A 23167-nucleotide genomic window follows, 5' to 3' on the forward strand; every position below is an offset into this window, starting at 1 on the left:
TCACCCCTTCACCATGTCAACGCCGGCTTTGTCAGCCGTTGAACATCTCCTTGACGTTTCGCCCAGCGTCCTTCGCGTGCTCACCAGCCTGCTTGGCCTTCGCACCGGTGCGCTCCGAGGCCCCCTCGGCCTGCTGATCCTGGTCGCCCCTGGCCTCGCCGGCCTTCTGCTTCGCTGCGCCCTTCAGCTCCTCGGCCTTGTTCTTGGCCTTGTCGGTCAAGCTCATCGTTGCCACTCCCTCCGGTAGGCGCATCCCGGGTCGGGTTGCGTTCATCGCTGCAGGTGGAGATGCCCGGCCTGGGGTCGGTGAAAACCTGTGCTGTCGAGCTGGGAGGTGGGGCACATCCCCTAGTGCGTCCTAGGACGCTAGGTTAAAGTGGTGGTGCGACGTCTCTCGGTCATGACCGACGGCGGGCGACCATGACCGCATCATGGACAACTGTCTGCTGCCCCTCCTGGCCCAGCGTCGTTCGCGGACGGGTCTCGGCGATCAGCACGTCCCAACCCGCCGGGTCCAGGGCAGCCGCCACCTCCTCGGCGGTGAACATCATGTCCGGAAAGTGCATCCGGTGTGCGCTGGCCCGCAGATCGGATGGATGGTGTCCAACGATCAACAGAGTGCCGCCCCGGGCCACCGCAGCGGCCAGCCGCGCGAACATCTTCTGTCGGACCTCCCCGGGCAACTGCATGAACTGCGCCGACACCAGGTCGTACGCGTCCTCCGCCGGCGGCTGGTCACGCAGATCCGCGTGCACCCACTCGATCCGGTCCCCCACCTGCCCCCCTACTGCGGCGGCATGGGCGGCCGCGCGGTCAAGCGCGGTGGTGGCGATGTCGACCGCGGTCACCTGCCAGCCACGCTCAGCGAGCCAGCGGGCATCGGCCCCCTCACCACAACCAACATCGAGCGCCCGACCGGGAGTCAACTCGGCCGCCTCAACGACCAACTGCGGATTCGGGCGTCCGCTCCACAACGCCGGCCGGGTACGGTACCGCTCCTCCCAGCCGGCTTCGTCAAACAGCGTGTGCAACTGCTGCCGATAGGTCGCCACGGCATCGCGGGTCTCCTCGGCGACGAGGTCGGCGTTTATCGCCGCCCCTGCGGTCAGGCCAGCGGCGGCGGCCATGACCACCTGCGCCCGTACGTCTGCCACGTTGCCCGCGACCCACACACCCGGCACCGTGGTGGCTCCGGAGGCGTCGGCGGAAACCTGGCTGCCCAGGACGTGCCCGTGCATCTCCACCTCGACCGGCGTGATCCCGAGTGACTCCAGGACGCTGGAGCGGGCCGTAAACCGCGGGGCGACGACCATCACATCGAGCGGGACGACCTCGCCGGTCTCCAGTCGTACGCCGGTCAACGCGTCGTCGACCACCTCGAGCCCTGACACGCGGCCGGGCACGATGGTGATTCCGCGCGCGGCCAGCCGCTCGGCCTCCTCACCGCCGGGCGCCAGGTCGGCGTTCACCAGGAACATGACGTGCGGGCTCCACTGACGCCACAGCTGCGCCTGATGCTCGGCCATCGGCCCGGTGGCCAGAATGCCGATCCGCCGGTCCCGGGCCTCCCACCCGTGGCAGTACGGGCAGTGCAGCACGTCACGGCCCCACCGCTCGGGCACCCCTGGCAGCTCGGGGAGTTCATCGACCAGTCCGGTGGTTACCAGCAGTCGCCGGGCCCGGACGTCTCGGCCGTCATCCAATGTCACGCGGAAGCCCTCGGCCTCCCTCGACACGGTCACCACCCGTCCCGCCTCGATGTCGCCGCCGTACTGGGTCACCTCGGCACGGCCGGTTGCCAGCAGGTCGGCTGGCGGTGTGCCCTCCCGCGCCAGGTAGTTGTGCACGTGCCCGGCCGGCGCGTTACGCGGCTGCCCGGCGTCGACCACCAACACCGACCGCCGTGCCCGAACGAGTGCCAGCGCACCGCTGAGTCCTGCGGCGCCGCCCCCGATCACCACCACGTCGTACATCTCGTCCACCTGATTCTTCCCTCCGTTGGTTGCCTGTTGCCACAGTGCGCAACGACGCGACGATCCGGCAAACAACTTTGCCGAATTGGCAAAAGTTGCGGCCGACACGCCTGCGGCAGAGGTGTTTTACGGCGGGTCGGTCGGGTAGGCCGCCAGGGAGTGACGGGGGGAACACCATGCCGGAATCAATTTCCTGGGTGCACGAGGCCACGGCCACCGCCGAAGGTGGTCATCTGCACACCGACGACGGGGAACTGTCCACCACCCTGGCGTCGCCGCTCGCACCGCACTGCAATGGGCTCGCCCCCGAACAGTTGCTGGCGGCGGCCTTCGCTTCCTGCCTGCACCATGCTGCGGTCGAGGCGGCAACGGACATCACCGATGAGGCACACACCGTACGGGTCTCCGCCAACGCGCGCCTCGCCCGTGATCCGGACGGCCGCTACCGGGCCGACGTACGGGCCAGCATCGCTTCCGTGGGGCTGACCCGCGACCAGTTGATCGACCTGGCCGAGTACGCCGACCGGTTGTGGCCGTTCTCCAGCGACGGAGACGGGCGGCACACGTTGACGGTGGTCCCGGCGGAACCGCGTGGACGCGCGTCTCTGCCGTGATTCCGGACCTGGCCGTCAGCAGGCGAGGTGCCTGGCCTGGCGGCTACCGCTCAGCTCCGGAAACCGGCGACCACCGCCCGGTGGTCGCTTGCGGGGGTCCGCACCACACTCGCTGACGTCGCGGTAAGTCCCCGGTAGAGCACATGGTCGGGTCGGGTGACCGGCAGCGCGGAGGGCCAGGTGAAGCCCAGCCCGCGGCCGACGTCGGCATGTGCGTCATCGAGCAGGTCGGTCAGCGGCGTGATCACCCGGTCGGTGCTGGCCGTATTGAGGTCCCCGAGCACGATCAACCGCTCGGCGGGATCCCGGCGTACGGCGTCAGCGAGCGCAAGCACGGTACGGTCCCGGGTGCTGGTGTCCCCGGCTCGGGCCGAACCGAGGTGGACCACGTACACGACAACGTCTCCGGTGGGTGTGGCGATCACGGCGCGCAGGGCCCGGGTCCAGTCGAGTCCGGTGTCGACCCCCACGGACTCGCGGATCGGGAAGCGGCTCCAGAGCTCGACCGTGGACATGGACACCTGATGCGGGTAGTGGTCCCGCAGCACCGCCGCCACCGACGCGTGAACGTCGTCGGAGACCTCCTGTAGGCCCACCAGATCCGCCTTCGTGTCGACCAGGGCGGTCACGGTGGCCACCGGATCCGGATTGCCGGCGAGCAGGTTCTGGCTGGCCACTCGCAACTGCACCGGCCCGCTCCCCTCCGCCGGTAGCCAGGCGGTCCCGAAGACCACGGCCCAGATCACGGCCGGCAGCACCACCACCGCGAGCGCGAGCCGGGACCGACGCAGCACCGCGGCCAGGGCGAGCAGCGGAATGCCGACACCGAGTACGGGGGCCGCGCTATCCACCAGGCTGCCTAATCCGTACACGTTGGGGACGAACCGGTGCCCGACGATGAGCAGGGTCAGCAGAACAGCCGCCGAGACGGTCAGGACGCCGCGACGAAGGATCAGCGGGCCGCCCGTCGGCTTGTTTCCGGATGAGTCGATCTTGCTGCCAGTCACCGTCGACATCGTATCGAGGTGGGGAAAGATCACATCGACGGTCGGGCGGATCGGGTACGGCGGTCAGTTCCGCATCCGTAGGCCGTCGCCCAGTGCCCCGCGTTGGTCGACGTATCGAGTGATCCGCTCCTGGATCCGGGCATAGTCGGCCCGGCGCTCGGCCGGAATCCGGTCGTCCGCCACGGCCGCCTGCAGGTCGACGACCCGTGCTGCGGGCTCGTACTCCATCCAGGTGGCGAGTACCTCCACCCGGGTCACCTCCCATCTGCCGGAGGCGGTACGGGTAAAGGTGAACTGTGGGACCACCGCGTCCTGGGTGTTCTCCGGCGAGCCGTCCGGGAACCTCGTCGTCAGGTTGCCGATGCCGTACGCCACCCACTTGCCGCCGATCTTTTCGAATGGCTGAACCACGTGTACGTGATGCCCGACGATGAGGTCGATGTCGGGTGAGTCCAGCAGTTCCCGGGCCAAGCCAAGTTGTCCCTCGTCCGGCTCGTTCTGGTATTCGGTGCCCCACTGCATGGACAGGACGACGATCTCCGCCCCCTGCTGCCGGGCCCGCCGGGCCTCGTCGAGGATGGCTTCCCGGTCGATCAGGTTCGCCGACCACTCCTTGCCTTTCGGGCGGGGAATGCCGTTGAAGCTGAACGTGTACGACAATTGGGCGATCTTGACTCCGGCCACGTCGATGATGTTCGGCCGAGCCGCCTCGGTCTGGTCCCGGGCGGTGCCCGTGTGCCGCAGTCCCACCCGGTCCAGGTTCTCCAGTGTCCGCGTGATGCCTTCCTGTCCGGTGTCCAGGGAGTGGTTCGAGGCGGTCGAGCAGGTGTCGAAGCCGGCCCACGCGGCGGCGTCAGCCAACGACGGCGGGACACTGAAGATCGGATATCCGGTGAACGGACCGGACGGTTCGGCCAATGGTGTCTCCATGTGGCAGATCGCCAGATCGGCTTGGCTGACCAGGGGCCGTACCGAGGCCAGAACCTGGGTGAAGTCGTGCCCGTCCCGGCCGGCGGCCCGCGCGTCGGCGGCAGCCTGGTCGGTCAGTGGCGGGTGCACCAGCAGGTCACCGGCGGCCACGATGGTGAGCTCGGACCTCGGCATCACCGGTTGGACGGTGGCCGGCGGATCCGAACGCTGTACGGTCGTTCGACTCGGCGGTGCGGTGCAGCCGGTCGCGAGCAACACCGCAAGCAGGGATATCCCCGGTGTCTTCCTCATCGCGCATTCCTTAGCTCGGTGCGAGGCCCGGTTAAGCGCCCCACCAGGGCAACGTCGTCTCCTCTGAGGAGCCGATCAGCCCTCGCTTGAACAGCTGACTCACCTCGACCGAACAGGGGATCCGGAGGGAGGTCCAAATTCTTCGACCAGGGTCACTGCCACTGACGTGGTTCAGGCCAGGCGATGGCCGCATTTCGCACATTTGCCTTTTGTCGCTTGTATCCCGGCGAGTCATATCTTCACCTTCGATGCCCGGCCAAGTAGACGAAACTGTGGCTAATGCCACCTTCGGGTACGGCCACCCTCGCACCACGAACGCCTAGCCTCGGCGGGTGCGTGCCAAGGACAGTGCGGTTCAGGAAGCAATCGCGAACGAATCAGCTACCCGTACAGCCGAAGTTGCATCAGCTGATCGGCCAAGTGGGCGTCATCGGGCGGCCGGCCCAGCGCAGCGCAAGCTGCGATCGCGGCTGGCCCCTCCCCCGGTACGGCTGGCGCTCGCCGTCGGTGTGACCGGCTGCCTCGGGCTCGTCGCGTTCACCGGGTCGCAGGCACCCATCAAGTCAGACGAACCGCCGCCGACCGTGCTCGCCGAACTCACCGAACGCGCGATGGCGGCCGAGGTGCCGCCCGCCTCCCGGGCCACCGAACGCGCGCCGGTGCCGACCAGCTCACCGACGCCTCGCCCCAAGCCGACCCGGACCGTACCGCCCAAGCCAGCGAAGCCCAAGCCGGTCGCCGGTCTCACCCAGGCCCAGATGGACAACGCGCAGACCATCGTCCAGGTCGGTGGAAAACTCAAAATCCCCCGCAAGGGACTGGTGGTCGCCATCGCCACCGCGATGCAGGAGAGCAATCTCTACAACCTGGCCAGCGACGTGCTACCGGAGTCGAAGAACTATCCGCATCAGGGCAGCGGTTCGGACCACGACTCGGTCGGCCTGTTCCAGCAACGCACCAGCAGCGGATGGGGCGCGGTAAAGGACCTGATGCGGCCCGCATACGCCGCGCAGAAGTTCTTCGAGGCGCTGGTTCAGGTGCCTGGTTGGCAGCAGCTCAGCGTGAGCGCCGCCGCCCAGGCCGTACAGGTCTCCGCTTTTCCCGACGCGTACGCCCAACACGAGAACCGAGCCACGACCATCGTCGCCGCCCTACTGGCCTGACCGGTGGCGGCCCGGCGTCCGGACCACCACCGGTTCCGCTCGATGGTCGATGACGGGATGACCCCTTCAGCCGGCCGGGGTGGCCCGCTCGGCAGGGCCGGTGGCCGCCGCCCGGGTCGCCGGTACGGCCGATGCTGTGGCCCCACCCGCCCCCTGCTCAACCGATACGGCGACCAGGTCCACCTCACGCAGGATCTCGTCCACCCGCGCCTCGCGCCGGCGACGGGCCTGCAGAGCAGCCTCGAAGTCCCGCCGGGCCTGCAACGCCTCGGCGTAGACCTGGTCTCGCAGAACCCGCGCCTCCTCCCGGGCGGAGGTGAGTTCGTCGCGGGCCTGCGCCCGGATCTGCGCCGCCTCCTCCTGCGCGACCGCCAACATCTCCTGGAACCGGGACGCGGCGGGTGTGCGATAAGCACCCGGCTTCCCGCTCAGGAGACCGCGTAGCCGCTCGACCTCCTCCCGTACCAGATCCAACTCCTCGGTGGCCTCGGCGGCGGCCTCCGCCTGCGCCGCCATCCGGCCCAACTGCCGGCACAGGTCCTCCAGACAGGAGTCAACCTGGTCCTGGTCATAACCAATCTCAACGACGGAGAACTCCATACTTCGCCCCCCAGGCAGCCTGGTCCTACCTTCCACTGAAATCCTCGCCGAGCAGGTGGTCCGCGCACGGCGGAATCAGAAAAATGCTCGACATTATCGGGTCGCCCGGCGGCCCGGCGGCCGTCCCTGCTCCCGGGTTTACCCGGACGTGTCATGGGTAGGTGCGTCATCGCTTCATCCCTGGCGATACAGAAACTCAGGTAGTGATCGGCAGACCTCACGTGGTGATCGGCGCCAGAAGTTCCGGCGGAACCCCACTACCGGAAGTGCTCCGGCCGACGTGGAAGGCATCCGCAGGCTGCCCTTCGTCGGGCGCGTGGAAGAGATAGCGAACGAAGTCCGACCCCGCCTCGTTGTCGTCGGAGCCGGGCCACTGGCCGACAGAGTCGACGCCTACGACCTCACGCCTCGCTGCGTCGGTGTCCTCCACCAGAGCCCACACGGTCACCGGATAGGAGCAGGTGGTGCCGGGCGCAGTGCACCAGCGGGCGTACCAGCCAGGCCGAGCAGGCACTATCTCGATAATTCTCCTCATGGTGACCTTCCTTCCGCGAACGTCGGATGGTCCAGTTCGATGATGGGGTTCCCACAGGTGAGCGCCCCTCATCCCCATTGGGTGAAGCTCCGCCGTCCTGCCCGCCGGCTACCCCCACCGCTTCGGTGCGTCGGGGTGGACGCCCGGTTTCGGGGTGCGGTGCGGGGGAAGGCGGCACCCCAGGTAGACACGGCCACGCCAAGGCACGACGGTGCGGCACAGCGAACCGAGCAAGGCGCGGTTTCCTGAGCGAAGCGAGGCGCAGTCATGGGAAAGCAGATGGAGGGCGACAACAAACGGCGGCGGGCCCTGGCCCGGCAGGCCCGCAAGGGCGGTCAGCAGCCCAGCCAGGCCGGAGTGACGCTGGGCGCATCCAAGCAGTTCGAACATCTCGACCGTGCCCAGCGGGACGGACCGCAGCCTGCCGGCACGCGCAAGCCGACACCGGACCGGGGTGGACCGGTTCCGCCAACGCCACCGGCACCCGCAGCCCGTCCGTGGCCCATCCCAGACTCGCCCGCTGAGGCGGAACTCGCCGACACCAGCAGCGGCGTTCCCGTCATCCGGTACCAGGACCTGGTGGCTGACGTCGGCAGACGTACCGGTATCGACTTCGACCAGGCCCGGGCCGCTGCCGAGGCGACCGTGATCGCCCTGGCGCAGGCGCTCGACGAGGCCGACCGGGAACGGTTACTCGACGCGGTACCCAACGAGCTGTACGACGACCGGTCGACCGCCACCAGGAACACCCGGCGAGACCTGTCCGGATTCCTCGACGAGATCGCGCGGCTCAGCCATCGCACCCCAGAACAGGCGCGCTATCAGGCCGAGGCGACGCTCCACGCGATCGCCGAACGGGACCAGGACCTGGTCGAGTCGCTGGATCTGCCCTCTGATCTACGGCAACTGCTGCAACCGCTGCCGAGCGGCGGATCGATCCGGCCGGGTGCCCGGGTCAGCCCGCTGACCGACGAGGAACTACGGGCCGCGCTGGCCGGGCTGCCGTACTGGTCGGGAGACCGACGAGCGTTGTCGCGCACCATCGAGCTGCCCCGGGAGAACCTCGACCGGGTGCTGCGGCGACTCGAACTGCTGCATGAGCAGACCGGGCGTGGGCCACGCATCGGCCGGGAGAGCGACCGTACCGCCCGGATCGTCGTACGGACCCGTCGGCTCGACGCGGTAACCGCGATGGATGTGGAACTCGCCCACCAGGTCGACGCCGCCATCGACGAGGTGGGGGCCGGAATGGCCTGACCGAGGCCAGCGCCCCACAGCAGGAAGGAGAGACCGGATCGCACTGGACAACGCCGAGGACCGGACCCTCGTACGGCGGTTCGCGATCATCCTCGGTCTACTGCTCGCCGTCGTACTGGGTCTGCTCTTCGTGTACGCGACCCGGCGGGTGCTGGTGTGGATCCTGATCGCGGTCTTCTTCGCGGTGGCGCTCAACCCGGCGGCCAACTGGACCCAGCACCGACTGGTCAAATGGCGCTGGCTGGCCACCCTGCTGGTGTTCCTGGCCGCCCTGGGGCTGCTTGCCTCGTTGACCGCGCTGCTCGTCGTGCCGCTCCTCGACGAGATGGGCCGACTGACCGAGGAGATCTCCCGACTGCTACACGATGCTCGGGCCGGGCACGGACCGATCGGGCAGTTGCTCGAACGGCTCCATCTGCGCCGCTACCTGGAGTCGCGGGAAATCCGGGAATATGGTTCCCGGCTACAGAAGCCGAGTCTGAAGGCGCTGCGGGACGCGGTGTTCGGCGTCGCCGGCACCGTGACGGTCTTCGTACTGGCGTACCTGATGGTTCTCCAGTCGCCGAAGGTCGTCGACCGGTCGCTGGCGCTGGTCGACGAGCGGCACCGCGCCCGCATCCGCCAGGTCGGTGGCCGATGTGCCCGCACCATCACCGGTTACCTCTCCGGCAACCTGCTGATCAGTGTCATCTGCGGGGTGCTCACCTACGCGACGATGGCAATCATGGGCGTGCCGTACGCCGGGGTGCTCGCCCTACTGGTGGCCGTCGCGGACCTACTGCCGCTGGTCGGGGCGACGCTGGGTGCGGTGATCGCCACCGGGGCCAGCTTCGTCCACTCGACCCGGGCCGGCATCGTGGTCCTGGTCTTCTTCGTGCTCTACCAGCAGATCGAGAACCACGTACTCCAGCCGATGATCTACGCCCGGGCGGTCCGGCTCAACCCACTGACCGTCCTGATCAGTCTGCTGATCGCCGCCGACCTGGCCGGAATCCTGGGCGCGCTGCTGGCCATCCCGGCTGCCGGCATCATCCAGATCATCTTCCTCGACGTGTACCACGGGCGTCGCCGTCGACGCGCGTTAGGAAGGGCCCCTTCCAAGGCAGAAAGCGATTGAAAGGGGCCCTTCCTAACCGCTAGGCGCGGGAGCGGACGGGCACCTCGGGCGACTCGCTCTCCAGCGGCACCGCGTTGGCGGGGACCAGGCCCAGTTGCACGCTCTGCCGGGACGAGGTCGCGTCGAGCAACCAATCCGCGCCCACCCGGGCCCGGTTCCCCGGCATCGCGTAGAGGTGGTAGCCCCGGGTGACCGTCTTTGCGGGCAGCCCGGACAACGGCATCCGCAACGGGTTCGCCGCCGCGTCGGTGCCGCCCAGATCCACCACGAACCCCAGGTCATGGTGGCGGTACGCCCGCCGCTTGCCCTGCCCGAACGAGGCTGCCACGTTGTGCGCGGCCAGCTTGCCCTGCCGCTCCGCGTGCTGGGCGGTCATCGGGGTGACCTCCCCGGGGCGGGTCAGGTCCGGCACCGCCGCAGCATCCCCGCACGCGAACACCTCGGGAAACCCGGGCACCCCGAGGAACTCGTCAACCACCAGCCGGCCCCTCTCCGTACGCAGCCCGAGGCCGGCCACCAGCGGATCGGGGCGTACGCCGACACACCAGATCAGGGACCGGGTGGCGAGATAACTGCCGTCGCTGAGGCGTACCCCATCGGCGGTGGCCTCCTTGACCGTCGTGCCCATCCGCACGTCGACCCCGCGCCCGTCCAGTACCCGACGCGCCGTGTCGGACATCCGCTGGTCCAGCTCGGGAAGCACCCGCTCCGCGATGTCGAGCAGCAGCCACCGGGGTCGGGTGGTCAGCCGGGGATGCTGAGCGGCCAGCGCGTCGGTGAACAGTTGACCGTGGGCAGCCACCTCGGTGCCGGTGTAGCCGGCCCCCACCACGACAAAGGTGCTGTGCGCCTCCCGCCGCGCCGGATCGTCAGCCGCCTCGGCCAGCTCGATCTGACGGACCACGTGGTCGTGCAGGTAGAGCGCCTCCGGCAGGCCACGGAACCCGTGTGCGTGCTCGGTGATCCCCGGAATCGGCAGCAGCTTGTTCACACTGCCGACGGCGAGGACCAGCCGGTCGTACGCAAGATCGGCGCTGTCCCCCTCCGGCCGCCGGTAACTGACCCGACGCTGTTGTAGATCGACTCCGTCGGCTTCGCCGATGACCACCTGCACTCCGTCGAGCGAGCCCGCCAGCGAAATCGTCAGCCGGGTGGGCTGCAGGATTCCCGCCGCCACCTCGGGCAACAGGGGCACGTAGAGGAAGTAGTCAGTCGGATTGAGCAGCACTATCTCGGCACGGCCTCGGGCGATCCGAGACAGGTTCCGGGCCGCGTGGTAACCGGAGAAGCCGGCCCCGACGATCACGACGCGTGGTTTTGTCATGCCTTGCCGTTCCCGGGCACAAGCTGGGCAAACCTCGACCGGGCGGCTACCTCCCGAGCAGGTAGAAACCGCCCGTTCGTACATCGTCTCTGTCTGACATACGCCGGTTCCTGGCGCCGCTGGCCGGCCATGGTTACCTTCTGACTCCCGGGCGACTCGCGCGCTCACGCTGCTCGTGGCCCTTCCTGGAGTCGGATTGTCCTGCCTGCCCTGGCGTCACCTCGTGGTGGCCTGCTCGATGCTCGGCGGCCTGGCCTTCGCCGCCATCGGAATGTTGATGTCCCAGCCGGTGCTGAAGGGCGGTCCAGTCGAGATCGCGTTGCACGGCTTCGGGGCGCTGGCGATCGTCATCGGTGCGGTGGTGTGGCTCCGCTCCCCCACGCCCCGGATCGGGCAGCTCCTACTCCTGTTGGGCACGTTCTACTATCTGGGCGATCTGCGGGCCAGCTCCGACCCGACCCTGTTCGCGATCGGCTTCTGCCTGGCCTACCTGTGGACCGCGATGGTCGGGCACATCGCGCTGGCCCTACCGGGCGGACGGGTCACCGGCGCACTGGCCGGGCTGCTGGTGGTGGCCTGCTACCTCGGCGCGGTCGGCACCCAGGTCGGCCGCTACGTCACCGAGGCACCGCAGCCGCCCTGGTGGTGGAACGTCGCCCCCGGTCCGAACACCGGCTGGGCGAAGGCAAGCAGTCTCGTCTACATCGGCCTAGCGCTGGCCGTACTCCTGCTGTTGGCTCATCGGTGGGGGTCCGCGACGATGCTGCGCCGCCGGCAGGCCACCGCGATGTGGGTCGCGGCCGGAGTGGCCGGGGTGGCCGGCATCGCCGCCGCGACCGTCGCCGCGTTCGGTGCACCGACCGAGGTCCGGGTCGGCATCCTGCTCGTCGCCCTGACGGTCGACCTGGTGGTCATCCCGTTGGTCGTGCTGGCCCGGCGGATCCACCAGGAGATGGCGCAGGGCCGCGCCGCCCAGGCCATGCTCGACCTCGAACGGGTCGAGCCGCTCGCTCCGCACCCGGTCCGCCTACAACGCGCCCTCGCCGAGGCAATCGGCGACCCGACACTGACCGTCACCTATCCGGCCACCGGGCTGCCGGACTCCCCGGCACGCATCCACCCGCCGCCGTCGGGCCGGGCCGTCACCCCGATCCGACGTCGGGAGGCGCTCGTCGCACTGGTGGAACACGACGCGGCGCTGATGGAACAGCATCGGGTCGTCGAGGCCGCCCTCGGCGTCGCCGGCCTGGCCATCGAGAACGCTCAACTCCACGCCGTGCAGCACGAGCAGACCGAGGAACTGCGCCGTTCCCGTACGCGACTGTCGACCGCCGCCTACGAGGAGCGGCACCGCATCCAACGCGACCTGCACGACGGGGCTCAGCAACAGTTGTACGCCGTACTGCTGCTGCTCGACGTGGCCCGGCACAATCTGACGGGGGCCACACCGGATGCCGCCACGGCCGCAGACACCGTCGGTCAGGCCCACACACTGCTGCACCACGCGATCGCGACGCTGCGGAACCTGACCCAGGGCATCTATCCGGCCGAACTCGTCACACACGGTCTCGTCGCCGCCGTCGCACACCTGACCGACGTCTCCGCCGTGCCGGTACGCGTGGACGTGGCCGCCGGCCGCTGGCCGCGACACGTCGAGTTGACCGCCTACTTCCTCGTCGCCGAGGCGCTCGCCAACACGTACAAGCACGCCGGAGCCAGCCGGGTCGACCTGACGGTCCGGCCCGATGGCTCCCGGCTCATCGTCGAGATCGTCGACGACGGCCGGGGTGGGGCTGCCGGCCGTCCCGGTTCCGGTCTCAGCGGCCTGTACGACCGCGTGGCGGCGGCCGGCGGCCGGCTCACCGTAACCAGTTTCCCCGGCCGGGGAACCCGGCTGCGGGCAGTGCTACCAGTGGAGGAGCTGTGCGGGTAGGCATCGTCGAGGATCAGGCTCTGCTCCAGGACATCCTCGCCGCAGGACTGGCCGGCCGGGGCATCACCGTGGTCGGTCGGGCCCGGGATGCCGCCGGAGCGCTGCACTTCGCGGAGCACACCTCTCCGGACGTGCTGTTGCTCGACATCCGGCTGCCGCCGACCTACTCCGACGAGGGGCTACGCATCGCCGAGGCGGTACGGGAACGCCACCCGACGATCGGTCTGCTCGTCCTGTCGTCGTACGCCGAGGTCACCTTCGCCCAACGCCTGCTGAGCATGCAGGACGACTCACGGGCGGTCGGCTATCTACTGAAGGAGCGGGTGGGTGACCTCGACGAGTTGATCGAGGCGATCCGGCGGGTCGCCGACGGCGAGGTCGTCATCGACCGGCAACTGATCAACCGGCTGTTGTCCCGTCGACGCAGCGCCGACCCGTTGGACCGGCTGAGTCCACACGAGCGCCGAATCCTGGCGCTGGTCGCCGAGGGCCGGTCCAACCTGGGAATCGCCCAACAGATGGACTGCCGGATCAGCACCGTCGAGAAGCACCTCACGGCGATCACCCACAAGTTGGGCCTGGGTGGGATCGACGAACCGGCCCGCCGCGGGGTCAACGTACGGGTCCTCGCCACGCTCGCCTTCCTTCGCGGCGGCGACGGCGGGACTGGCTGACCAGGCCGATGTGGTCACACCACCGGGTTTTCCGACCATCGTGGTACGGACTTCCACCGCCGGCGGGCGCGGATTTCCCCGTCGTCTGCGCGCTGTGCCGACGGCGAAGCTGGAGGCACCCCGGCACCGGCCCGGTCGGCACCCGGGGCCCACCCGTCACGACGTACCGGAGGACAACCAGATGAGATTCCGACCCGCCGCCGCACTGAGACGAGCCGCCCTGCTCCTGGCCACGAGCATCCTGGCCATCGGAGCCGTCGGTGTCGCCGCGGCACCGGCCAGCGCCGGCCCGATCGGATCCTGCAAGAACCTACGCAGCTTCGTCCTCGAGTTCCGCACCGGCGGTGACGACCTGCGGTACAACTCCGAGGTCATCACCTGGCTCACCACCACCTCGGGCACCGTCGAGCTACAGCATGTCTGGGGTACGTTCGGCGGAAACAGCAGCACCTCGCGGAACGTGACGTTCTTGAATCCCAACTGGACCGTCAACTCGTGCACGGTCACCGGGGTGCAACTGCGGATGGTCTCCCACCCGGAGTGGTACGAAACCGCGGACAACTGGAACATGGACGGCTTCGCCCTGTACGGCTACTCGGCGACCGGCGCGTACGGCTACCACGTGTCGGCCGTCGGTGCGCCCGTCAAGCGCTTCACCGGCAGCGACCAGTGGTTGACGATCCCGGGCTGATCATCCGCCACAGCCTCGGTCCTGGGCGTACCGCCACCCGGTGGTGGTACGCCCAGCGGTCCCGGGGCCGGCCCAGGTCCCCGGTCCCCGGTCCCCGGGTCAGCGGGCCAGTACCGCTATCGCCGTGCAGACCAGCCCGTCCCGGACCAGCCATCGACCGGCGAACCCCGACACGGTCTGCCCGGCCACCACCGGACCGGGCACGAGCAGTCGGGCCGTGAAGCCGTCCGCCCCGGCATCCATGGTCAACACTGCGTCCTCGAATCCCAGCCACCGCTGGGTCAGCGGAAACCACGCCTTGTAGACGGACTCCTTCGCGCTGAACAGCAGCCGGTCCCAGTGCACGTCGGGCCGAACCTCGGCCAGCCGCCGCAATGTATCGCGCTCCTCGGGTAGCGAGATGGCGTCCAGCACCCCGTCGGGCAGCGGCTCGTGTGGCTCGGCGTCGATGCCGACGGTCACGACCTCGGCGGCGCGCCCCACCACGGCCGCCCGGTAGCCAGCACAGTGGGTCATGCTGCCGACCGTGCCGTCCGGCCACAGGGGAGCGCCGCGCAAACCGCGAAGAATCGGTCCGGCCGGCACCCCGAGCGTGAGCAGAGCGCGGCGGGCGCAGGCCCGTACGGTGGTGAACTCCTGGCGCCGTTTGTCGACTGCCTTGGCCACCAGCTCCTCCTCCTGTGGAAACAGCTGGGCACCCACCTCATCCTCGAACGCCTCGACGACCACCACCGTCGTCGGCAGGATCTGCTCGATCATCGTCACGCCCCGAAAATCGGCAGAATCTGCCGAAGCTGACCCGGAGCGGTGCCCCGTTGACGCCACTCCCGGGGATAGCCCACCGAGACCTCCTCGAAGCGCACCCCGTCCTGCCAGGTGGTACGGGGAATGTGCAGATGTCCGTACACCACCGCCGCCGCGTCGAAGCGCAGGTGCCAGTCTGCGGTGCGTTCCGTTCCGCACCATTGGGCGAACACCGGGTACCGCAGGACCTCGGTGGGATGGCGGACCAGCGGGAAGTGGTTGACCAGCACCGTCGGCAGGGTGGGATCGCGCTGTGCGAGCCGCCGTTCGGTCGTTGTCACCCGATGCCGACACCACTGTTCGCGACTCGGATACGGGTCCGGATGCAACAGGAACTCGTCGGCACAGACGACCCCCTCGTCGTACGCCCGAGCCAGCGCCTGCTCCTTCGTGGTGCTGCCGTCGGGCAGGAACGAGTAGTCGTAGAGCACGAACAGCGGGGCCACCGTGACGGCAGCACCGTCGGCTCCTCGCCACACCGGGTACGGATCCTCCGGCGTGACCACGCCCAGCCCGCGACAGAGTTCCACCAGGTGCTGGTAGCGCTGCTCGCCCCGGAGCTGTACCGGGTCCTTCGACGGGGTCCACAGCTCATGGTTGCCCGGTGCCCAGACCACCCGGGCGAACCGCTGGCTGAGCAGCCGTAACGCCCACTCGATATCGGCCACCAACTCGCCGACGTCACCGGCCACGAGCAACCAGTCGTCTGGCGAGCGGGGTCGCAACCGTTCGACGATCTCGCGATTCTCCGGGTAGGCGACGTGCAGGTCGCTGATGGCCAGCAATGCCCCGCTCATGACCGGCCAACCGTCCGTCCTGGGCTCCACCGGCAGCACTGCGCGGACGGCATTGATCACCTTCACCTTGGTGTCCGTGGATGGCCATGAAGGGCCGGGGCCAAGAGTATCTCGCTCCCTCGACACCAGGGGTCGGGCCAGCCGACGGCACTAGCGGATCGGCTTGGGCCGCCCGTCGATCCAGGCCCGAATCTGCTGCTGCTCGCCAGTTCCGAGGTCCATCTGCGCGTCGGCGGCCAGCCGCAGAATGTTGTCGGCGAAGGCGTCGGCGAGGGCGTGCTCATCCTGCGCCGGGTCGGTCCAGTCCAGGCCGCTGTACCGGAAACCCAGCAACACGAAGTGCACCGCTGCTCGGGGCACCGCGTGTCCCTGGCGGGTGCACGCGTCCCGGGCGGCCTGCTCGGCACGTGCCTGGCCATCGCTGCTGGCTGCTCGGGCATCGGTGACCAGCGCCCGGAACAATGCCCGATAGCCCTCCGCCGCGAGCAGGGGGGCACCGACGACGCGATGCACCCGTTCGGCCACTTCGGGCACGCTCGCTGGGAGCAGCCGGTCGGGGGTGCCGTTCCTCGGCACCGAATGCCGGGTCGGGTCGTACAACCAGCCGGGCGGACGTCGGGTGTAGACACCGAGCTTGTCATCGACGAAGCCGGTAACAAGCTTGCCGAAGCCGCCGCTGCCCGCCCAGCCGGTCGTGTCGACCTGCTCGCCGACGATACGCCGGACCTCGTGCGCCGCCGCGGCCATGGTGACCGGTTCGGTGGCGGCGGCCACCAGATCTCGTACCACCGATTCGATCTGGCCGCGTAGCTGGGCGAGTTCCTCTCGGCCGGGTACGGCAACCGTGGTCACACCGGTGGGTACGGCTTCCGCCGCTGCGACAGGCTCGTCGACTCCCATCCCGAGCGCCTCGTCGAGGAACATCGAGTCGGGAATGGCGAAGTCGCAGGCGGCCTGCAACGCGGCGGCCGCTGGCCCGCTGACCAGCATCGCGGTACGCCGGTCGTGCTCTCGCAGACGCAGCAGCACCGGTGTGAAGTCGGCGTCCACCGACAGCACGATGAACTCGTCGAACCAGGTCGGATGGGTAAGGGTGTCCAGGATGTCGAGCACCATGTAGATGTCAGCGCTGTTCTTGCCGGCTGCGGTCAACGCCGGGCAGTCGACGACACGGAACCCGGCTCGGGTGAAGTACGGCCGGAACTTACTCGACCGGGCCGGATCCAGGTAGCAGATCCGTCGTAGCAGCGCCCGGGGATTTTCGTCATCGTCCACGAGCAGTGGTCCCAGGTCCCGCTCCATCCACTGCACCCAACGCGCGGGGTCGGTGGCGAACCGCTGGCCCGCCTCCCGGCTGGAGGCGCACAGCCCTGGATAGACGTTTTCGAAGTCGACGAACAGGGCCGCCCGCCGATGGCCCGTACCCCCACGGTCGGTCATCGCGCGTGCTCCATTCCGTCGCCGGCCCCGGAGGATCCAGCTTAGGGCCGGTTCGACGGATCAGGGCGTTGGGCTCGACGCGACCGTACGGTGGTAGCCGCTCAGCAGTGCGAAGTTACGACATTGCCCGCTGCCTCCGGTGCCAGCCAGTGGGGCGCCGGCCCGTTGACAGGTGACCCGCATGCTGATCACCCGACCGGCCGGCACCTCGATGGGCGAGACCATGTGGTAGTCGAGGTCCCGGAAGTTGTTCAGGGCCACGGTGAGCACGACGGTGCCGTCCACGACGAGGTCGAGCCGCCCCTCGTCGCCCTGCGGGTTCTGCAGGAAGATGTCGGTGAGTACGAACGTCCGCCTTGAGGGAACCGTGTACTGGTCACTGCGGGTGGCATTGGTCCCCGTCGTGGTCTGCAACCGGCGGGCGAACGCCTGGGCACCGGCCGGTACGCCCGGTAGCTGTTGGGTGGGTGCGACGCTGGGGGCGGCAGTCGGAGTCGGGCGGCCCGCGCCACCGTTGGCCCCACCTGGGCCAGCCGCCTCGACCGCCTTCTGCGCCTTCTCGTTGGCCTCGTTGGCCTTCTGCGCGATCGGTGCGAGTTGCTCCTGGGTCGCTTCCTTGGCCGCCGTTTTCACTGCCGGGCGCAATAGCGCGAACCACAGGCCGGTCAGCAGCAACAGGAGAACCACGAGCGCCGCCAGCAGCCGACCGAGGTTGTTCGGCAGGATCGGGGGCTGCACGGTGGCCGCGTCCAACGCCGCCGGGGGTGCGTCGTTGGGGGCCACCACCACCTGGAACGGGAGGGTGACCGGATGCCCCCGCCACAGCATTCGGCGTGGCTTGACCCGCAACTTGACGAACGCCGCCTGCCCGGGGTTGATGGTCAGGTTCTCGGGCTGGGTGCGGAACCGCAACCGGTCGTCGGGGTCGGTCGCGGTCAGCGCGACCTGGACGGGAGTGTTGCTCCGGTTGTCGATGGCGACCTCGTGCTGGGCACCCCACCGCCCCTTCGAGGTGCGCGGGACGATCTCCGCCGTGGTATCCACGAAGGGCAGGACGTGCACCGTGCCCTCCGGCACGGTCAGGTCCTGCGGGTGCTCCGTGGGCACCACCCGAAGGGCGTACGGCAACTCACCGGCTGGCACCTGGGCGGAGCGCGGCGGCCGGAAGTAGACCGATACCTGCTCGGAGGTGCCCGGGTAGACGGAGACCACGGACGGTTCGACCGTCGTCCATGCGGCGGCGTCGCCGACCACCTCCACCGCGTACGACTCGACGATGGAGCCGTCGTTGCGGATCTCCAGCAGGCACCTGGTCTCCTCCCCCGGAGTTACCTCCACGGAGATCCGGTCCAGGTTGGCAACCGTGGTCATGGCGTGACCCTAGGAATACCTACAGCCTGCGGCGGCAGCCGGAGAGGAAGACCTAAGGGCAATCCGGATGGCCCGTTGAGCCCACGTTAACTGCACGGTTGGTACTCACCTAAATACTGACCGGCAGTTCACGTCAGGGATGGGGGACAAAGTGGATCGCATACCTGTCTATCTGTCGGCAACCGACATGATTTCACGCGCTGGTCTGGTCAGCCAGTTACGGCCCCGACCGGAGGTCCTGGTGCTCGCCGAGGAGGAGCAGAGCCTGGCCAGGGTGGGCATCGTGATGAGCGACAGCATCGACGACCCGACGTTGCAGACCCTGCGCGCCCTACGCTCCCGCGGGGTACCCGCGCTGGTGCTGGTGGTCACGCAGGTGGACGACGCGGGCCTGGTCGCGGCGGTGGAGAACGGGGTGGCTGGGCTGGTCCGCCGGGCCGAGGCGAGCGCTGACCGGCTGGTCGGCGTCATCCGCGCCGCTGCGGCCGGGGACGGGTCCGTACCACCGGATCTGCTCGGGCGGCTGCTGCAACAGGTCGGTGCCCTTCAGCGCAACGTGCTCGGCCCCCGGGGCATCTCCTTCTCCGGTCTGGCCGACCGGGAGGTCGAGGTGTTGCGGCTGGTGGCCGACGGGCTGGACACCGCGGAGATCGCTGCGAAGTTGTCCTACTCGCAACGGACGATCAAGAACGTACTGCACGACGTGACCAGCCGGTTGCATCTGCGCAATCGTTCCCATGCCGTGGCGTACGCGCTACGCAACGGCTTGATCTGAGCTGTGCCGACCACACATCCCGGGTGGACTGCCCGATGAGGCAATGGCAGCTGCCCTCATTCCGGCACCGCGTGGCACTACCTGAACAAGCCGCTAGGACCACCGTGTGAGGCAGGTAGGACCGCAGGAGGTGTCGTGCGCAGGGGGATTCGTCGAGCGGTGCCGCTCGTCGTCGTACTGCTCTCCGGTCTGGCATTGGCGGGTGCCCAGCCGGTGACCCGGTCGGCACCTCCGACCGAGCTGCTCGCCGCGCCGGCCGCCACCGGCTATCGGCTCGGCTACACCAGCACCGAACAGCCCACGCTGCGGGTGGCGGTCCCGGGTCAGTCGGCCCGGCCGCTGCTGTCGGCGGACGACCGGGGTGACGCCGATCTGGAAGCAGACTCGCGCGCCGGGATCCTGGTGTGGGTCAGCCGCCGTGCGGCGGACTCCCCGGCCGATCCTGGCGGGGACCTCTACCTGCGTCGACCGGGCTCGGGGATCACCCGGTTGACCAGTGGCTCCGGGGCGGACAGTCAACCGGCGCTGTCGCCAGACGGCCGGCGGGTGGCGTTCGTCTCCGACCGGGGCGGCAGCGCCGACCTCTGGCTGGTGGCGACGGACGGGTCGGCACCGCGGCGGCTCACCGACCACCCCGGCGAGGACACCGGACCCAGTTGGTCGCCGGATGGCACTCGGATCGTGTTCAGCAGCACCCGCGACGACCCAGCCGGGGACCTCTACGTCCTGGACGTCGCCAGCGGCCGGACCACCCGGCTCACCAGCGACCCGGGAGCCGACAGCCAACCGGCCTGGTCACCGGACGGCACCCGGATCGCATTCACCACCTCCCGGTTCGCCCCGGCCGACGGTTCGGGTGCGGCCACCGAGGTGGTGACCATGCCGGCGACCGGCGGTCCGGTCACCCGGGTCGTACCGGCCCCATGGGATTCGGCCCAGCCCGCCTGGGCACCGGACAGTCGGCGGATCGCGTTCGTCAGCACCCGGTTCGACAACGCCGGAGACGTCTACCTGCTCGATCGGGGTACGGTCACCCCGGTCGCGGCGTCGGAGCTGGCTGAGCGGCATCCGGTCTGGCAGGACAACGAGGTGATCTTCACCGGAACCGAGGCCGAATCCTCCACCGACGTGTGGACCGCCGACTCCAACGGGCAGGACCGCCGTGACCGGACGGTGCGGCCGGGGTACGACGAGACCGGGCCGGCGTTCACCGCCGACGGGACCCGTCTCGCCTACAGTGCCGAACAGCCAGCGGGTGGGGCCCGAATCGTCGTCGCCGACGGCGACGGCCGCAACCCGAGGATGCTCGCCCCACCCGGCACTCAGGTCGGTGACGAGGACAGCGACCCCACCTGGTCCCCCGACGGCACCGCGATCGCGTTCACCCGGCGGCCCGCCGGACGGTCGCTGCCAACGCGGATCCTGGTGGTTCGGGCCGTTGACGGCCACCTGCTCGGGCAACTACCGGTGCCACACCACCTGGCCGCCCAGGACACCGAGCCAGCCTGGTCACCTGATGGCACCCGGATCGCGATCTCCCGTACCGCCACCCGACGGCAGAGCATCGTCGATCCAACGCTGGTCGACCAACCGTCCCTACCCGACCGCGAGTTCACCGTCACCACCCGGGTACGCACTCCGGCAGTGCCGCCCCGACCGGACATCGTCTTCCTGGTCGACAACACCGGCTCCATGGCGGCACCGGGAGAGGACGGCAGCAGCGTCATCGAACAGCTCAAGGCCCGAATCCCCGAGGTCATCGACAGTGTCCGGGCCGACCAGCCGGACGCGCACTTCGCCCTGGCCACCTTCGGCGGTCAGGGCGATCCGAAGCTCTACGATCCACGGCTGGCGCTGACCCCCGCCGACACCCCAGAGAACATGCAGACAATCCAGGACGCGATCGACACCCTGGAGGCGGACAGCGGGTACGGCACCGAGAACTGGTTCTACGCGCTGCGGCAGATCGCCCGGAACGACCGGACCGGTTTCCGGGCCGACAGCAGCCGGATCGTCGTACTGATCAGTGACACCTACAGCATCGACCAGACCACCCCCGCCGGGGAACGGATAACCCGGGAGTCACTCGGGGATGAGCTGGTCGGGGCCGGAATATCCCTGATCGGCGTACCAATCACCGGCGCGGGCGGCGAAGCGGGGCTGAACTACGACGGAATCGCCGAATCGCTGGCCCAGCAGACCGGCGGCCGACTCACCCCCAACAGCCAGCCGGGCCAGCTCATCCCGGCGATCAAGGACGCCATCCGGAGCCTGACCCTGACCGTCACCCCCGTCGTCGAGCACTGTGACGACGGGCTCAACGTCACGTTCACCCCGAATCCGGCCCGGGTGCCGGCGGGAGAACCGGCGGTCTTTCAGGAACTGGTGACCGTCGCGCCGGGTGCGACACCCGGCGCGGTGCTGCGCTGTGTGCTCCGCTTCGACGTCAACGCGCCGCAGCCCGGGTTGGACTCCCGGCAGGACCTGATCGTCCGGGTGGCCCACCCGGACCATCCCTTCGTACGGGTAGACGACGTCACCGTGGCGGCAGAGGGCACCGACGGCACCGTGGTGCAATATCAGGCGAGCGCGGTCGACGCCGCTGGCCGGCCGCTGATCCCCCGGTGCGAGCCGGCCTCGGGGTCCCGGTTCCCGATCGGGCAGACCGTGGTGACCTGCACCGCGGTCGACTCCGCCGGACGAAGCTGGCAGGACGTCGCCACCATCACGGTGCTGGACAAGGACGGTAGTGGTACCCGGATCTGGGTGGTCCGGATCGCCGCGGCCACCGCCGACACCCTGTCCTTCGGCGACCAGACAGACATCAGCGCCCGGGTGAGCGAGCCGTGCCGGGCCCGTACCGGGGACCGTGGGCCAGCCTGGTCTCCGGACAGTGCGGCCCTGGCCTTCACCGACGGCGGACAATTCGCGACGCTGTGCGTGGTCAACGCCGACGGAACCAATGCCCGCACTCCGCTCTCCTCCATCGACCAGGCGGGCCGGCCCGCGGCCGACCCGGCGTGGGCACCGGATGGCAGCCGGATCGCCGTCGCGTTGAGCGTGCCCGGACCGGGCCTGACCGCCGCCTGCGACTGCGCCATGCCGTCCTCGATCGTGACCGTGCCCAGCAGCGGCGGTCCGGCGATCACCGTTATCCGACATGTCGGCTACCAGCCCACATACCAGACCCTTCCGGTACCGGATCTGAGCCTGACGGTCTCCGTGGGACGACAGCCTGGTTACGTCGGTGGGGACAGCATGCCGGTCACCTACACGATCCGGAACACCTCTCGGCAGCCGGCGAGCAACGCGTGGCTCAGCCTCGCCCTGCCCCCCGCCCTGCTTCCGGCGGTGTCGATGGACAGCCGCTGCGACGCCACCACCGGGCTGTGCCGGCTCGGCACGTTGGGCATCGGCGACCAGCAGGTGGTCAACGTGGTCCTGCCCGCCCGGGCGGCGACCTCGCAGGCTGTCGCCGGCCGGTTGACCGCCACTGTGGGCGAGGGCACCCCCACCACCCGGTTCGCGCAGGCTCCGCTGCTGGTGCTCGCACCGACCATCGTGGTCGATCCACCGATCGGTCCACCCGGCTTCGTCACCAAGGCCGTCGGCACGAACTTCCCGCCCGGGGCGACAGTCCGGCTGCGCTGGGACCTCGGCATCACCGCCACCCCGAACACCGTGGTCGTCCAACCCGACGGAACGTTCCAGGTCCAGGTGCTGATCCTGCGGAAGGATCCGTTGGGCCCGCGCCACCTGGGCGCGGTCCACGTCACCGGTGGTACCCGGTTCGGGCCGGTCCGCACCGAGCAGCCGTTCCTGGTCGTACCTCGGGCTCTCGACCCACCCAACTTCCACGAACGGCGGTAAC

The 23167-nt window shown here is 69.3% G+C and carries 20 protein-coding genes; 9 read left to right on the top strand and 11 right to left on the bottom strand.

Features of this window, described 5'->3' with window-relative positions; genetic code table 11:
- Window positions 1-31: 31 nt before the first annotated feature.
- Both ACWDV4_RS28245 and ACWDV4_RS28250 read right to left on the bottom strand, forming a co-directional pair.
- A complete protein-coding gene (locus ACWDV4_RS28245; RefSeq protein WP_449984825.1) occupies window positions 32-226 on the bottom strand; it encodes a CsbD family protein in 195 nt (64 codons plus the stop codon).
- Window positions 227-398: 172 nt separating this feature from the next.
- On the bottom strand, window positions 399-1973 hold the full coding sequence (locus tag ACWDV4_RS28250; protein WP_449984942.1) for an FAD-dependent oxidoreductase: 1575 nt from the start codon (window positions 1971-1973) through the stop codon (window positions 399-401).
- A gap of 176 nt (window positions 1974-2149) precedes the next feature.
- Between ACWDV4_RS28250 and ACWDV4_RS28255 the strand changes: the two genes are divergently transcribed.
- The gene (locus tag ACWDV4_RS28255; protein WP_449984827.1) at window positions 2150-2587 is read left to right on the top strand and encodes an OsmC family protein; all 438 of its coding nucleotides are present in this window, start codon (window positions 2150-2152) and stop codon (window positions 2585-2587) included.
- A gap of 50 nt (window positions 2588-2637) precedes the next feature.
- Here ACWDV4_RS28255 and ACWDV4_RS28260 read toward each other — a convergent pair whose 3' ends face one another.
- Together ACWDV4_RS28260 and ACWDV4_RS28265 are read right to left on the bottom strand one after the other, a co-directional pair.
- Window positions 2638-3594 carry an endonuclease/exonuclease/phosphatase family protein gene (locus ACWDV4_RS28260; protein ID WP_449984830.1) on the bottom strand — a complete coding sequence of 319 codons (957 nt, stop codon included), beginning with the start codon at window positions 3592-3594 and terminating at the stop codon, window positions 2638-2640.
- A 63-nt stretch (window positions 3595-3657) separates the two neighbouring features.
- Window positions 3658-4815: a CapA family protein gene (locus tag ACWDV4_RS28265; RefSeq protein WP_449984833.1), complete on the bottom strand. Its 1158-nt coding sequence runs from the start codon at window positions 4813-4815 to the stop codon at window positions 3658-3660.
- A gap of 332 nt (window positions 4816-5147) precedes the next feature.
- Here ACWDV4_RS28265 and ACWDV4_RS28270 point away from each other — a divergent pair, with 332 nt between their 5' ends.
- A complete protein-coding gene (locus ACWDV4_RS28270; protein ID WP_449984836.1) occupies window positions 5148-5978 on the top strand; it encodes a hypothetical protein in 831 nt (276 codons plus the stop codon).
- A 66-nt stretch (window positions 5979-6044) separates the two neighbouring features.
- Here ACWDV4_RS28270 and ACWDV4_RS28275 read toward each other — a convergent pair whose 3' ends face one another.
- Together ACWDV4_RS28275 and ACWDV4_RS28280 are read right to left on the bottom strand one after the other, a co-directional pair.
- Window positions 6045-6578: an ATPase gene (locus ACWDV4_RS28275; RefSeq protein ID WP_449984838.1), complete on the bottom strand. Its 534-nt coding sequence runs from the start codon at window positions 6576-6578 to the stop codon at window positions 6045-6047.
- A gap of 217 nt (window positions 6579-6795) precedes the next feature.
- Window positions 6796-7113, bottom strand: a complete 318-nt coding sequence (locus tag ACWDV4_RS28280; protein WP_449984841.1) for a hypothetical protein — start codon at window positions 7111-7113, stop codon at window positions 6796-6798.
- 267 nt (window positions 7114-7380) lie between these two features.
- On the opposite strand from ACWDV4_RS28280, the gene ACWDV4_RS28285 reads away from it, so the two are divergent.
- Together ACWDV4_RS28285 and ACWDV4_RS28290 are read left to right on the top strand one after the other, a co-directional pair.
- Window positions 7381-8370, top strand: a complete 990-nt coding sequence (locus ACWDV4_RS28285; protein WP_449984843.1) for a DUF2267 domain-containing protein — start codon at window positions 7381-7383, stop codon at window positions 8368-8370.
- Window positions 8309-9487, top strand: coding sequence for an AI-2E family transporter (locus tag ACWDV4_RS28290; protein WP_449984846.1), 1179 nt, complete (start codon window positions 8309-8311; stop codon window positions 9485-9487). The genes ACWDV4_RS28285 and ACWDV4_RS28290 overlap by 62 nt, the downstream gene beginning before the upstream one ends.
- Before the next feature lie 19 nt (window positions 9488-9506).
- On the opposite strand, the gene ACWDV4_RS28295 is transcribed toward ACWDV4_RS28290, so the two are convergent.
- Window positions 9507-10811, bottom strand: a complete 1305-nt coding sequence (locus tag ACWDV4_RS28295) for an NAD(P)/FAD-dependent oxidoreductase (protein WP_449984849.1) — start codon at window positions 10809-10811, stop codon at window positions 9507-9509.
- A 175-nt stretch (window positions 10812-10986) separates the two neighbouring features.
- Here ACWDV4_RS28295 and ACWDV4_RS28300 point away from each other — a divergent pair, with 175 nt between their 5' ends.
- The 3 genes from ACWDV4_RS28300 (at window position 10987) to ACWDV4_RS28310 (ending at window position 14109) form a co-directional block, all read left to right on the top strand.
- Complete coding sequence (locus ACWDV4_RS28300; RefSeq protein WP_449984850.1) at window positions 10987-12744, top strand: sensor histidine kinase; 1758 nt, start codon at window positions 10987-10989, stop codon at window positions 12742-12744.
- Window positions 12735-13418, top strand: a complete 684-nt coding sequence (locus ACWDV4_RS28305) for a response regulator transcription factor (protein WP_449984852.1) — start codon at window positions 12735-12737, stop codon at window positions 13416-13418. Before ACWDV4_RS28300 ends, ACWDV4_RS28305 begins: the two co-directional genes overlap by 10 nt.
- Before the next feature lie 181 nt (window positions 13419-13599).
- Window positions 13600-14109: a hypothetical protein gene (locus ACWDV4_RS28310; protein WP_449984854.1), complete on the top strand. Its 510-nt coding sequence runs from the start codon at window positions 13600-13602 to the stop codon at window positions 14107-14109.
- 99 nt (window positions 14110-14208) lie between these two features.
- Here the strand turns inward: ACWDV4_RS28310 and ACWDV4_RS28315 are convergent, their stop codons facing one another.
- The 4 genes from ACWDV4_RS28315 to ACWDV4_RS28330 all read right to left on the bottom strand — a co-directional run bounded on the left by ACWDV4_RS28315 (window position 14209) and on the right by ACWDV4_RS28330 (window position 18521).
- Window positions 14209-14868 (bottom strand): 4'-phosphopantetheinyl transferase family protein, encoded by a 660-nt coding sequence (locus tag ACWDV4_RS28315; RefSeq protein WP_449984945.1) that lies wholly within the window; start codon window positions 14866-14868, stop codon window positions 14209-14211.
- A gap of 2 nt (window positions 14869-14870) precedes the next feature.
- Window positions 14871-15710, bottom strand: coding sequence for a metallophosphoesterase family protein (locus ACWDV4_RS28320; protein ID WP_449984856.1), 840 nt, complete (start codon window positions 15708-15710; stop codon window positions 14871-14873).
- A gap of 150 nt (window positions 15711-15860) precedes the next feature.
- Window positions 15861-17150 (bottom strand): NYN domain-containing protein, encoded by a 1290-nt coding sequence (locus ACWDV4_RS28325; protein ID WP_449984858.1) that lies wholly within the window; start codon window positions 17148-17150, stop codon window positions 15861-15863.
- Between the two features lie 60 nt (window positions 17151-17210).
- A complete protein-coding gene (locus ACWDV4_RS28330; protein ID WP_449984860.1) occupies window positions 17211-18521 on the bottom strand; it encodes a COG1470 family protein in 1311 nt (436 codons plus the stop codon).
- Between the two features lie 151 nt (window positions 18522-18672).
- Between ACWDV4_RS28330 and ACWDV4_RS28335 the strand changes: the two genes are divergently transcribed.
- Window positions 18673-19296 carry a LuxR C-terminal-related transcriptional regulator gene (locus ACWDV4_RS28335; RefSeq protein ID WP_449984863.1) on the top strand — a complete coding sequence of 208 codons (624 nt, stop codon included), beginning with the start codon at window positions 18673-18675 and terminating at the stop codon, window positions 19294-19296.
- 135 nt (window positions 19297-19431) lie between these two features.
- Entirely contained in the window at window positions 19432-23166 is a 3735-nt protein-coding gene (locus ACWDV4_RS28340; protein ID WP_449984866.1) for a VWA domain-containing protein, read from the top strand.
- Window position 23167 lies beyond the last annotated feature (1 nt).

It is taken from the genome of Micromonospora sp. NPDC003197 (genome assembly GCF_053590565.1).